Annotated in this window: 3 protein-coding genes; 2 read left to right on the plus strand and 1 reads right to left on the minus strand. The window is 63.1% G+C overall.

Annotated features, from left to right (window positions below; all coding sequences use genetic code 11):
• Positions 1–152: 152 nt before the first annotated feature.
• Both KZJ38_RS24365 and KZJ38_RS24370 read left to right on the plus strand, forming a co-directional pair.
• Positions 153–12,692 carry a filamentous haemagglutinin family protein gene (locus KZJ38_RS24365; protein WP_425518435.1) on the plus strand — a complete coding sequence of 4,180 codons (12,540 nt, stop codon included), beginning with the start codon at positions 153–155 and terminating at the stop codon, positions 12,690–12,692.
• 25 nt (positions 12,693–12,717) lie between these two features.
• Positions 12,718–12,912 (plus strand): hypothetical protein, encoded by a 195-nt coding sequence (locus KZJ38_RS24370; RefSeq protein WP_219802255.1) that lies wholly within the window; start codon positions 12,718–12,720, stop codon positions 12,910–12,912.
• A 51-nt stretch (positions 12,913–12,963) separates the two neighbouring features.
• Here the strand turns inward: KZJ38_RS24370 and KZJ38_RS24375 are convergent, their stop codons facing one another.
• Complete coding sequence (locus tag KZJ38_RS24375) at positions 12,964–14,253, minus strand: substrate-binding domain-containing protein (protein ID WP_219802256.1); 1,290 nt, start codon at positions 14,251–14,253, stop codon at positions 12,964–12,966.
• Between the last annotated feature and the right edge of the window lie 287 nt (positions 14,254–14,540).

The following is a 14,540-nucleotide window of genomic DNA, read 5'->3' on the forward strand; positions in this document are numbered from 1 at the left end:
GGGAGTGCAATCAGCGCGCCGTGGAGGCTAGCGACAATTTTGTGTTCGGGGAAGCAGAAATGGCAGCACGCGCGCGCGTAGAAAAACACCTACACCAGTCACCGATCGTATTGAGGGCGAATGTTCGGCCAGTGTGCCGTGCGATTGCCGTGATGGTCGCGGCAGGCTTCGCCGCGCACGCGCATGCGGGGATGATCAACCTCGGCGCGGCGGGCGGGCGCGTGCCGGGTAGCACAGGTGGCGCCGGTGGCGGTGGCATCCCGAATCTCGGGATATCGCCGCAGCAGGCGTTGCAGGCGAGCCAGCCATCGATTCGCAATCTCGCGAACGCGGCGCAGGGCATTGCGCAGCAAATCGCTGCGCAGCAGGCGGCGGCTGCAGCTGCTGCGGCCAACGCGGCGAACGTGCCGAATGGCCTGGCGCCGGGCGGATTGCAGGTGGGGCAAGGTGTCACGTTCAATGCGGATGGCACGCCGACGGCAACGACTTCGAATCTCAACAACCCGAATTTGTGGATCAACGCGAATGCGCCGAAGCAGGGCGTCGACTCTAGTGGCCACGTGACGGTTGAAGTCGATCAGACTTCGCAGAATGCGGTTGCGACGTGGACGACGATGAACGTCGGCAAGCAGACGACGCTGTATTTCAACCAGTCCGCAGGTACACAGTCCAATGGCGCGAACAACTGGGTGATCCTGAACCGGATCATGGATCCGACGGGCTTGCCAAGCCAGATTCTCGGCAATGTGAAGGCCGAAGGGTCGGTGTTCGTGGTGAACCGCAACGGCATTCTGTTTGGCGCCGGGTCGCAGGTCAATGTGCACTCGCTGCTCGCGTCTTCGCTGGATCTGCTCAATACGACCGATACGCCGACGCAGGGCGCGAGCGACATCGTGAGTAGCAACAAGCTGTTCCTGAATATGCAGCCGGGGACGCAAGGCGGCCTGGCGGCGCTGGAGTCGGTAGTTCAGGGCAGCAGTGCTCAAACCGGCGCGCCGAACGAGGTGCTCGGACTCGGCAACCAGGTCAAGGTGAACTCGCCGACTGACTACGTGCTGCCGGGCAATATCACGATCGAGCAGGGTGCGTCGATCACAACACAGACACAAGGCACGGTGAGCGATGGCGGTTTTGTGATGGTCGCCGCGCCGAATGTGACGAACGGCGGCAGCATCACGGCGACCGGCGGTCAGGTGATACTGGCGGCTGGCGTAGGCGTGGCTTTGCGCCCGAATCCGCTGGCGCCGCAGCAGTTTCTGCCGGAGATCAGCGGGCAGCTTGTGATTCCAACTGGCCCGACAAGCGTCATCGACATCACGCCGGCTGGCTCACTCGTCAATACCGGCATCATCCAGGCCACACGCGGCACGGTCGATCTGCTGGGCAGCAGCGTGGCGCAGAATGGCGTAGTAGGTGTGACGACCAGTGTGAACACACCGGGCAACATCACGATTTCGACAGTCGACGAGAATCCGGCGAACACGCCCAGCGGAACGGCCTATCCCGGCCAGCTCCTTGTTACCAACAACCAGGGTGGAGGTGCGGACGCGACAAACCGCGCGGGCCTTCTGACCTTCGGCCCGGGTTCGGTCACGACCATCATGCCGGACACGGACGGCGAGACGGCTACCTCGGCGCCGGGCACGACATTTACGCCTGGCAGTATCACGATGACAGCGGGTTCAGTGTGGTTCCAGTCGGGCTCACTGATCGAAGCGCCGGGATCGACAGTCTCTGTGGCGGCGCTAACGCCCTCGTCGGCGCTGGACGCGACCCCGCCGGGCGATACCGCTGTGCAGGGCCGCATTCTTCTTGATACCGGCGCGACGATCGACGTGTCGGGTCTGTCAAACGTCGAACTGTCGGTTGCCCAGTCGCTTGTGACTGTGCCGTTGATCGGCGGCAACGAACTGGCTGACTCGCCGTTGCTGCGCGACGGCTTCCTGTTCGGGCTAAAGAACGTGGTGGTGGACAGCACGCTGTCGGGCACGCGCAGCGACGGTGTGCCTTGGGTCGGCAGCCCGCTGCTCAATCTCGCTGGTCTCGTGAGCCTGATTCCGCGGACGGTCGACCAGTTGCTGGTCAACGGCGGCACGGTGACGCTGGCGGGCAACGAGGTGATGACCGCTGCGGGTTCGTCCCTGAACCTGAACGGCGGCTATGTCCATTTCCTCGGCGGCATGGTCAATCCGACACGTCTGATCGACTCGAGCGGGGCGATCGTGCCGATCGGGGACGCCAGTCCGAACGACACCTATGTGGGAATCGCCGGGCAGTTCGTCGATAACCATCCGCGCTGGGGCATCTCGAATTCGTACTTCGACCCGCTGCTGTCGGGCGGCACGTTCGAGGGTGATTTCATTGTCGGCGGTAACGCCGGTACGCTGAACATTTTCGCGTCGAGTGCGATGGTTCTGGACGGTGATATCACTGCGCAGGCGTTGAGCGGCTCGAAGCAGGTACAGGACAACAATCAGGCAGTAGGCGGTACGTTCAACCTCGGCGCCGACCCGTCTTCCAAGGTACCAGGTAACCTCGCCGCGCTTACACAAGGCTCCACGACCAGTACCACTGGTGAATCCGGCACGGTCATCCTGCAGAACAGCGCACCGCAACTGGATAACCTTGCGGCGAACTTCTCGATCGACACGCCGATCGACACGGCCGCACAGAACGCGCTGTCCGCCAGCGATCCGAACAATGTGCTGGCCAACACGGTCGTGCCGACCTCGACACTGTCCGACGGCGGATTCGCGAACGTGAACGTTACGGAAGACAAGATTCAGGGCACGGGCTTTGTCGTACCCGCCGGAACCCAGCTCAATCTGCAGCCTGGCGGCTCGTTGACGCTGAACGCGCCGAATGTCGCGAATGCGCAGATCGATGGCCACCTGGTCGTCCCGTCCGGCACCATCTCGATTTTGCTTTCGGAAGATTCGACCCTCACGGCCACCCCGACCGAGGGCAACATCGTCGTGGGCCCTGATGCGCTACTGAGCACGGCCGGCCAATGGGTGAACAACGACACGCAGTTTGCAGCCGGCACGACGACGGGCGACAGTGAGTTCATCAACGGCGGCAGCGTGACATTGGCCGCTGGATACGGAGTCGACTTGCAGCCGGGCAGTCTGATCGATGTGTCGAGCGGCGGCGAGGTGCAGGCCAACGGTCAGATGCTGATGAACAATGGCATTGCCCAGGGCAAGGGCGGCGGCGTCACGTTACAGACGCTACTCGATCAGGCGGGCTACCCCGCGGTGCTGCCGACCGATCCGCTGTTGCATATGGACGGCACGATCCGCAGCTTCGGCTTCTCGGGCGGCGGCACGCTGACGCTCGAGGTGCTCGGTATCCAGATTGGCGGCGATCCGGCTGCGGCGCCGTCGTACACGACCGTGTTGCCGACCGACTTCTTCGCACAGCAGGGTTTCGGCAACTATGTACTGAACGCCTATCTCGACGCAACCGTCGCGCCCGGCGCAACAGTCGATGTGACGCAGCAGAACCTGCTTCCCAATGTGCAGGCCTTGCAGCAAACCGCGAGCGGCGCCAACCTATCCGGGGGCGGCCTGACAACAGTCGGCACCACCGATGCATTCGACCGGCAGTCGACAGACCTGGTGCTGACGGCCGGCGGTTATGCAGCGTGGCACGTCACGAACAGTTCGACAGGAACTGCGCCGCCAGTCGTGCCGGACTATCCGGGCGTCACCGGCGCGGTGACGATCGGCGAAGGCGCGTCCGTTGTCGCAGACGCGGGTGCGAGCATCGGTCTGGGCTCGCCTGCGCAGGTCACCGTGCTGGGTTCGCTGATCGCACCGGGCGGTTCGATCGCGTTGATCGCCGATAGCGGCGGCGGTTCATCATTCGAGCTGACTGGGCAATACAACGGCACCGGTGGCGTCTTTACGGGCCCCGGCAAGTCGGTGTGGCTTGGACCCGACTCATTGCTCGACGTCGCGGGCGTCGCGCTGACCGATCCGTTTGCCGCTCCGGTCCAGAATGGCCTGAGTACGATCATTCCGGTCACAGGAAAGGTGCTCGCTGGCGGTTCGGTAACCATCTCGGACGATTCAGGGTACATCGTCGCCCAGGCCGGGTCGCGCATCGACGTGTCGGGCGCGTCGGCGAATTTCGACCAGTTTCAGGCGAACAGGCAGTTTGTGTCGCAGCCCGTGTGGAGCGATGCGGGTTCGGTCACGCTGGTGGCCTCGAGCGGCCTGCTTTTCGACGGCACGCTCGACGCACACGGCGGTGCGCCGCAGGCGCAAGGCGGCACGCTGTTGATCATGTTCGATCCAGCCGTGTCGGGTACGCCGTTCGGCGTGGGGGGCAACCAGCCTTCACTGCCCGGCGCGACTGCGCTGATTATTGAGCAAAGCGGAGAATTCGTGCCCGCGGGCCTCCAGCCCGGGGACAGCTTCGCTTCAGCCATCGGAACGCCGCCGGGCGTGCTGCAGTTTGCAGCCGACCGCCTTGACGGATCGGGCGTCTCTACGCTTGTGCTCGGTGCGCCAGCCAATACGCCACTGGCCACGCAGGGTACCGTACCGATTGCGTTCAGTGGCAACGTGAATCTGAACCTGGCGCAGGCGGTCGTCATCAACGCGCAGACGGTTGCTGCACTGGGCAGTGATGCAATCGCTCAGCTGTCGTCGACCACGACGCTTGCTTCGCTGCTGGCGAACGAAGCGAATGGCTTCGCGACCAATGGCGTGACCCAGACCGGCACCGACGTGTCGATCACAGCGCCCTACGTGGCGTTTGTCGGCCCCACGTTTCGCGGCTCCTTTATCACACCTGTCTCTCCCATTTTTGCCGTGGGCGACGGCAAGTTGAGCGTCAACGCGTCGTTCATCGATCTGGAAAACCAGTTCCAGCTGAACAACTTCGGGCAGGCGAATTTCACGAGCAGCGGGGATATCCGGCTAAGTTCGAGCAACGCGCTGTCGCCTGGCTTACTTTTCACGTCCGGTAACCTGACGTTCAAGGCAGCCGACCTGTATCCGTCCACGGGATCGACGTTCATTCTCGATGCGGTCGGCCCCACCACCGATGCGAATGGCGACCGCGCGCCGACCACCATCACGTTTGAAGCGAACGGCGCCTCGGACGTGCCGCTGTCCGCAGGAGGCACGCTGCTGGTCGACGCGACTGATATCGTGCAGGGCGGCACAGTGCGCGCCCCGGCGGGCAGCCTGATCTTCGGGGTCGGCGATTCGAACGATGCCGCTACGCAGGCCCAGTTCAACTGGGGCACCAGCGCTCCGCCGCCGCTGGTCTCGACAAACTCGGTCACGTTCGCGAGCGGCAGCCTGACGTCGGTATCGGAAGGCGGCGCGATCATTCCGTTTGGCACGACGGTTGACGGTGTCGAATGGCAGTTCAACCCGGTCCCGAATGCGAACGCAGCGCCCGATGTGACCGCGCCGCCCTCGAAGTTCGTGGGCGCGAACGGCAGCAACGTGGCACTTAATGCAGGCGCCACGATCGACCTGTCGGGCGGCGGCGATCTGCAGGCGGCGGAGTTCGTGGCGGGCACCGGCGGCACGCGTAACGTGCTGCAGCAGTTCAGCGTGAGCTTCGCGTCGAACCCGGGCGGCACCGCGATACCGGTGAACGCGAACGGGTCGAACGTCTATGCGATCCTGCCCGGCAAGCAGTCGCCGGTCGCCGCGTATGATCCGATGTTCGCGCAGAACCTGCAGCCGTCGACTAACGCTAACGGCTCGGCAGGCACCACCACGAAAAGCGATGGTGTGGGTCAGGCCGGGCTGAACAACGCGGTGGGGCAGTCCGTCTACCTGTCGGGCGTGCCGGGCTTGCCGGCAGGCTTCTACACGCTGCTGCCGGGCATGTACGCGACGCTGCCGGGCGCGTTCCGCGTGACAGTATCGTCCGCCACCGGCCCGGTCGCACCGGGTGCGAGCCAGACGCTGCCTGACGGCACGGTCCAGGTAGGCGGCTACTTCGGCAATTCGCTGTCCGGCACGCGCAGCGGGACGCCAACACTGTTCGACGTGCAGTCGGGCAAGGTGTGGCAGCAGTACTCGCAATTCACGTTCACGAGCGCCAACGCATTCTTCCCGAACCTGGCGGCCAATGCGGGCAACGTCGCGCCGCAACTGCCGGTCGACGCGGGCCAGCTGGTGCTGTCGGCGAAAACCGGGCTGTCGCTCGGCGCGAAGCTCGATACCGCAGCCGGTCCTGGCGGTGCGCCGGCGGAAGTCGACATCGCTTCGCAGGACATCCAGATCGTCGGCAATGGCGAGGCTGCCTTGCCGGGCTATCTGCAGATCAGCGCGGATCAGCTCGATGCGCTCGACGCAGGCAGCCTGCTGATTGGCGGCACGCGCAAGCAGACGAATAGCGGTTTCACGATCGACGCGATTTCTAACAGCGTCGTGGTGTCGAACGACGCGTCGAATCCGTTGACCGGGCCCGAGATTCTGCTCGTGACGAAGACGGACCCGAGTGGCGCCGATGTGAACGCGAAGAATGGTCTGCGCATCGACGCGGGTAGCGTGATCGAAGCACAGGGCACCTTCCCTGCGGCAAAGGATTTGCCGATCACCATTGGCGTGGCGCCCGGCAGCGACGGCAGTGGCGGCATATCGGGCGACGGCGCGCTCCTGCGCGTGTCGAACGGCGCGGACGCGACCGTGACGCGCCTTGATACAACGGATGCATCAACGAACCCCGGCCTGCTGACGGTCGGCGCCGGCGCGACGCTGACCGGTGGCCAGTCGCTCACGCTCGACTCGTCGGGCAACCTGAAGTTCGATCCGACCGCGACGTTCTCGGGCAACACGATCGCCGTTGATGGCTCCGCAATCACATTCACGGACCAGACGGGCGATGCCGCGGCTGCGCTGCCGGGCTTCGTGATCGGCGCGGCACAGCTTGCGCAACTGTCGAACGCGCAAATGCTGATCCTGCGCAGTTCGGGCGCGATGAATTTCGACGGCAACGTCGATGTGACGTTCGGCCCGAATGTCGACCTCAGCGCGGGCCTGTTCGTGAGCGACGGCGGTGCGACCACGCTGAACGGCAAGCAGATCGAATTCACGAATGAACTGGGCGGGCCGGCGACGAACGGCGCAGCCGGTAGCGGCACGCTAACCGTCAACGCCAACGAAATCGACTTCGGCGCGGGCGACAAGACGACCTCGGGCTTCGGTTCGGCCGTATTCAATGCGACGGGCGGCATTGTCGGCCAGAACACGGGCACGTTCGATTTCGGCGCGACACCGGTGACGATGAATGCGCCGGTCTACATGGCCGACACCAGCTCGAGTCAGACGATCAAGACGACCGGTGTGTTGACGTTGAATGCGGCTTCCGGTACGGCGCTTCCTCTCGCGCCGGTGGGCGGAGAAATCTCGTTCACGGGCGGCACGCTCAACGACAACGGCGCGACCATCGAGGCACCGGCGGGCAATGTGAGTCTCGAAGCCACCACCGGCGATCTGACCATCAGCGCCGGCTCGCTTGTCAGCTCGGCGGGCGTGGCGAAGCAGTTCTTCGACATCACCGCCTTTGCACCGGCGGGTTCGATCACACTGACGGCGGACGAGGGCAGCGTGAACGTACAGTCCGGTGCAACGCTCGATTTCTCGGGCGCAAGCCAGGGCGGAGCGGCAGGCAGCGTGTCGCTGTCGGCGCCGGAGCAGGTGGTGAACCTGAACGGCACGCTCAAGGGCAATGCCGCAGCGGGTTTCATGGGCGGCTCGTTCTCTCTCGATACGGGCGGCGCAGTCGATCTCGACAGCCTCGCCACCACGCTGGCGACGAGCGGCGTGAACAACGCGATCTCGGTGGAGACTCATACCGGCAATCTGACGCTGTCATCGGGCAACACGCTTACCGCACATCGGGTATCGCTCACGGCCGATGGTGGCGCGGGCGGTGAGAACTCGGATGAGGGCAAGGTCATCATCGGCGGAACGATCAATGCGTCGGGCCTCGCGGGCGGCGAGATCGATCTTTTCGGCAAGAGCGGCGTCGATGTCGAAGGCTCGCTGATTGCGATCGCGTGTCTGCCGGGTGGTCCATGCGACGATACCCATTTCAATCCGAACCAGCGCGGCGGCACGGTCAATATCGGCACCACCGGCAACGGCAGCACGACGAGCCTGAACTCGACCTACGGCTACGAGAACGTGACGCCGGACCAGTCGGGTGTCATTACGCTTGGTGGCAATTCGCTGATCGACGTAACCGGCGGGACTGCTGGCGGACTGTCGGGCGGCACGGTCAACTTCCGCGCGCCGATCACGACGGATGGCACGGTCAACGTGACGGTGACGCCGGGTGCGACGATTACCGGCTCCCGCGCAACGACGCTCGAAGCGTACGCGGTATGGAGTACCGACGACCAGAGCACGAACGCGGCGCAGCACTTCGACGGCATCGTCGACCCTGCCGGCTGGTTCGGCGACACCGTTGCCGGCGCTGGCCAGCCGGGCATGGTGGCGGGCACCTGGACCGACCAGAACGGCAACCCGTTGCCGGCGCCGACGCCGGATCAACTGGCGGATTATCTGAAGAACGATTTCTTCACGCCGACGCAGGCCAACACCGACCACCAGACGTTCTACGGCTATGTCAACAATGACGGAACGACGCCCGGCACGTTGATGAGCTTCGTGCAGAAGGGCGTGGACGGCGTCGCCGCCCAGTTCGCCAATACGGGCATTACCGTCGCGCCGGGTATCGAACTGGACAACCCCGATGCGAACATCAATAACGGCAACATCTCGATTCTGACGAACTGGAACCTGGGCGCAGGAAGCTCCCCGACCAATCAGGCGTTCCGTTTCCTTCTCAATGGCGCCGCGCCGATCATCACGTTCCGTGCCGAGAACAACGTCGAGGTCAAGGCGAGCCTTTCGGACGGGTTCTTCCAGATTTCGAATCCTGTGACACCGGGCGCGGTGTTCGATCTCTACGTGCCGCCGTTTAGCGATCAAGGCACGGCGAACACGCTGTATAGCTCGACGGCTAGCTCGTACGGATTTGACCTGGCGTACTACGGATATAACTCGGGATCTGCATTCCCGTACGGAAACATCACGCATGCACCGGCCAGTTTTTCGGGGCAGCCAACAGACGACATCAAGGCATACTTCGCGCTCTACGAGGCGTACGCCGACTTTTTACTGGCTCCGGCCTCGGGCGGGACCTGGCAGGGAATCCCGAACGTTGCAGCTATCTGGCAATCGAGAAAGGGCCTTCCCGCGTCCGGTCTCGCCGCTCCGACGGCACCCGACTCGCTGACGCAAATGAACGACCCGGTGCTGTACCTGCTTTATCTGCAGCAATACGAGTCTTACCTCGTCGCCAGCACGCCGGTTGGCGCACCTACGACGGTACTGCCGCCGCAGGCGCCGATCGGCGAAGGTGTCAACCCTGCTTCATTCAGCAACATCGGGCAGACGGTCAGCGTGACCGCCGCGCCGACGGTCGACAACACCCCCTCGCCGGTAGGTAATGCGATCAATCCTTTGCCGATGCAGTCCGCTTCGCTGAGCGGCGGGCCGAGTTCGTCGTTCCGCATCGTGGCCGGCGCAAACATCGACAGTGCCAATCCGCTGGCCGTCCAGGCCGCGTCGATGTTCAGCGCAAACGGACAGGGCAATGTGACGCTGAGCGGCCAGTTCGACTATGTCGACGCGAACGGCCGCATGATCATTGCTCCAACCATGATTCGCACGGGAACCGGTTCGATCGAGGTTGCGGCTGGCAATGACGTGTCGCTGTTCGACGCGTCGCAGCAGACGAACGACTCGACGGATATTGTCGTGCCGGGCGTGATTTATACCGCCGGTGCGCCAGCGGCGGGATCGCCCGCGGTGGGCGAGACGGCGAGCATCCTGAAGGGTGGTGTCAATCAGCCTGATCTGCTCGTCACGCCCGCGGTGAATCCCGATTCGGCCGGCGACATATCGATCTTCGCGCAGGGCGATATCAACGGGCTGCAAAATGTGGTCGACACGTCCGGCGCGGTGACCGGCACTGCGGGTCAGAACATCAGCCAGTTCTGGACGCAGTGGATGCAAAGCGGCAACGTCACGGCAAGCGGTTCGAACGCAATCGTGCAGACCTCAATCAACTTCGGTTCGTTCGATCAGGGCGTATTGAGCGCCGGCGGCAACGTTAACGTCAGCGCGGGCGGAAACATCTCTGACCTTGCCGTGTCGTTGCCCACGACGTGGTATCGAACGAGCACGGACCTCAGCGCTCCGGTGACCACGGTCGGCGGAGGCAATCTGACCGTGACCGCGGGCGGTAACCTGTTCAGCGGCGACTACTTCGTCGCAAACGGCACCGGGACCATTTCCGCGGGAGGGCAAATCGGCGCCGACTTAACCGTGCCGTCGACCCTGCTGGGGAAGGGCCCTTTCCCGGTCGCGCCTATCTTTGCCGAGCAGAACGGTGTACTCAATATCAGCGCCCGGCAGGGCGTGAATATTGGCGCCGTGGTCGATCCGTCCTATCTTCCGGGCGGAGATGATCAGGCTTACTCAGCGTCGTCGGCGCTGAACGTCGTTTCCACGACCGGAGATATCCAGTTCGGCACGCTGGACCAGAGCGCAGCGAGCGGGTTGAACATGAGCTCGCCGTCCAGCAACGTCTTGCCTGCGACCGTGGATTTGACGGCATTCACCGGTGGCATCGCCGTTCAGTCGGCAGGATGGCTGTTCCCGTCGGCGACCGGAAATCTGAACCTGATCGCGGATCAGTCGATCAGTCTTTCGGACGTGGCCAGCGCAAGCCGTCAGGGAGAAAGCCCCGTGTTCGGCATGCTGGACGTCGATCCGTCGGCCATGCCTTCGCCGACGAATCCGGACGCACCGGTTCCGCTACCTGTCGATATCAATGCCGCCGCTCACTCGCAAACACCGCTGCATGCCGACGATACGGTCCCGGCGCGCGTCTACAGTCTTAACGGCAGTATTGTCGATGGCGTTATGAGAGCAGCCGGACAGGAGGATGCCGGCTTCTTCGAAGGCCTTGTCGCGCTGGCAACGGATAAGCCGGTTTTTATCGAGGCGGGCCTGGACATTACCAACCTGTCGTTCCGCGGTCAGAACCTGCGGGAGGATGACGTTACAAGGATCATTGCCGGACGCGATATTGCGGATACGCCGTTGCCCACCAATGGCGGCGGCGCGATACCTGGACTCGTGCTCGGTGGCCCGGGCGCCTTCGATGTGGAAGCAGGCCGCAATATCGGGCCGTTGACGAACGAACAGCAGGTCACCGACTCCGCTGCTCCGGGTATTAACAAGGTGCCGACGGTTCTCGGTATCGAAACCGTTGGCAATGCAGATAATCCAAACCTGCCGCACGAGAGTGCGACCATCCAGGTTCTGTTCGGTATCAGTCCGGGAGTTGACTACAGCGATTTTATTGCCGCATACGTCAATCCGTTCACTTCGGTACTCGGATTCCAGAATTCAGGGGCGGCGCTGATCGAGTTCATGACGCTATATGACGCCGGTCAGCGCGTCGACACGGGGCTTGTGAAAGACGAGGTCGCAGCGCTGAACAGCGTCGGTCCGATGACAGTCGCGCAGGCGTGGACGCAGTTCGAGGCACTGCCGTCTTTCGCTCAGCATATTTTTGCGCGGAACGTGTTTTCCAATGTGCTGACGGAAGTCGGCAACGACTTCAACAATCCGGCGAGCCCGTTTCATGGGCAGTTTGCGCGCGGATACCAGGCGATCAACACGCTTTTCCCCGCGTCGCTTGGTTACACGGCGAACAATCTGGACGGCGGTACGAACGGTGCGAACACGCTGGTTCAGACCGGCAATCTGGACATCCGCAGTACGACGATCCAGACGCAGCAGGGCGGCGATGTGTCGATATTCGGCCCGGGTGGCCAGGCACTGGTCGGCAGTACATCGGCGCCGCCGGAAATCGTCAACGGTACCGGTCAGGTTGTCGCCGGACCAGGCACGATGGGTATTCTCACGCTCGAACAAGGCGACATCAACATCTTCACCGACCAGAGCGTCCTGCTCGCGCAAAGCCGCATCTTCACCGAGCAAGGCGGCAACATGACCATCTGGAGTTCGAACGGCGACATTAATGCGGGTAAGGGATCGAAGTCGTCAGCGGACGTTCCGGCGCCGATCTTCGCGTGTGATCCGAATCACTTCTGTACGGTCGATGCGCGCGGTGAAGTGACCGGCGCGGGCATCGCAACGCTGCAGACCATCCCCGGTGCGGCTCCGGGCGACGTCAATCTGATTGCACCGCGCGGTACGGTCGACGCAGGCGACGCGGGTATTCGTGTATCAGGAACGCTGAACGTCGCGGCGCTGCACGTCGCGAATGCGAACAACATCCAGGCGCAGAAGCAGACAGGCATTCAGACTGCGCCGACGGTGGATACCGGCGCGCTGACGGCCGCAAGCTCGGCATCGTCCGCGGCAAGCCAGATGGCGCAGGAAATAGCGAAGCGCAATTCGGCCGGCGTCCCGCATCGTCACTGGATTATCTCGGTGCAGGTGGAAGGCTTCGGCGACTCCGGCGATGACGACGACAAGAAGAAGCGCAGGGGCCAGCAAGTTGGATACGACTCCTCAAGCGCTGTATCCATCGTCGGATTCGGGTCGGTGGGCGCGACTCAGCGAGCGGTCTTGAGCAAGGGAGAGCAGGAGAAGCTGGGGAAAATCTAGTCTGGCTGGAAGGGGGGGGGTCGCGATGCGTCGCAACTTAGCCTTCGATGCAGTCGAAAACGCCGTGTCCTCGATGGTCGAGGGGCACGGCGTTTTGCATTTCCGGGTAAGCCGGCTGCTTTGCGCCGGCGATCGCAAGCCTAACTGGCTTATTGCCGATGTTGAACGTGAAATCGAAGTGCTTGCGAGCAGGAATAGAGAAAACGCCGTGCCTCAATGATTGAGGAGCACGGCGTTTTGCGTAGCTAGCGACGCTAGCCTAACCGATCGATTAGCGGCCAGCCAGGGCGCCGCAAACCGTCGTGTTGCCGATGTTGAGCGTGTTGCGAGCGCCGGCCGTGAGGAACGTGTTGTTGATCGCGGTCGCGAAGGCAGACGGCACCGTGGCGAAGCCGTTGCCATTCAGGATGGCGCCGTTGCTCGCGTAGTGCAGGTTCAGGAAGTCCACCACCGAAGCGGCGACCGTCGGCGTATTGCCGTGGTTCGCGTAGCACTGGCTGACGATGATCTGGCTCGTGCCGGAGATCGGATAGCCGGTCGACGGATCGGCTGCGTTCGGAACCCACGCGGCCGGGCTGGCTGCTGCCGTGCCCGTCGGGGCAGCGAACGTGCCGACTGCCAACGACGCTTGCGCGAACGTCGGGACCACGTCCGTGCCGGTCGTGCGGTTACGCAGGCTGGCCACCGACAGCTGGTTGGCTGCAGCCGATGCGCTCGACGGAGCGAGGAACGTGTTCGTCCAGTCCGGGCTCAGATAGCCGACAACCGGCGTCGTGCTCGACTTGATGAACTGTGCGACACCGCCGCTGCCCGATGCCGGCTTGAAGCTGGTGGGCGGCGTCGATTGCGGGAACAGGCCTGCGAAGTTCTGCGTTTCGACGAACGTGATCGGCAGGTTGGCAACGCCGGACGTCGGGCAAACCTTGGCCAGGTGTGCCGTCAACAGGTCGGTCGTACCGCTGTTGTCCGAACGGTAAACCACCGTGATCGCACCAGCCGGGTACTTCGAACCGTTGTCCGGGTTCGTGACCTGGTTCCAGTTGGTGAAGGCGCCAGAGAAGATACCGCAGAGGTCAGCGTCGTTGAGCGCAACCGTCGGCGTCGTGCTGCCGGGCAGAGCCGGGCCCGTCGCAGCCGAGCCGCCAGCTTGACCAGCCGTCGCGTTCGCGAGCGGAATCGTGATCGGCGTGACGATATACGGAATCTGGATCAGCGGACCATCAGTCTTCGCGCGGCCGTTCTGATAGTTCGAGATCTGGGTTGCCGTCAGCGGGGCATCGCTGTTTGCGAAGATAACCGTGGCGCTCAGGCCCGAGCTGAGTAGCGTCGAGTCATTGTTCAGGAACGCGTTCTGGCCAGCGCCCGAACCAACGCCGAAGTACGTAACGACGCCATCAGCGGCGGGGAAAACCGCGCTTTCCGAACCGATCGTCGGCTGAACGAGCGTCGAGCCACCGCCGAGCAGCGACGGAACCGTTTGAGCCATCGCTGCCGAAGCAACGCCAAAGCCCGAGATAACGAGTGCTACAGCCAGGCTGATCTTACGCTTACTGGATTTCATGAAAATTCCTTCAAGTGAAGATAACGGGGGAACCAGCTGTGAAACAGTGACGCGTTTGCGTCGACTGCCGGGAGCAATTTAGACGGTAATTGGCGGAATGAGCGTGAATTTTTAGTAACGGATGGTCCGTAACATTTTGTCAGTGTCAATTGGGCGATAGCCATTCGAATTGAATGGCAACTTTAAATGGAAGCTAAGTGCCAATTTTGACAAGGCTGTCCGTGCGCGCCCACGACAGCGCGTGCCATGTCGGCAAGCAGTCTTGCTGGGCAAGCCGCCGAACCTTA

This window comes from Paraburkholderia edwinii, assembly GCF_019428685.1.
In the GTDB taxonomy this organism is placed as follows: Bacteria; Pseudomonadota; Gammaproteobacteria; order Burkholderiales; family Burkholderiaceae; genus Paraburkholderia; species Paraburkholderia edwinii.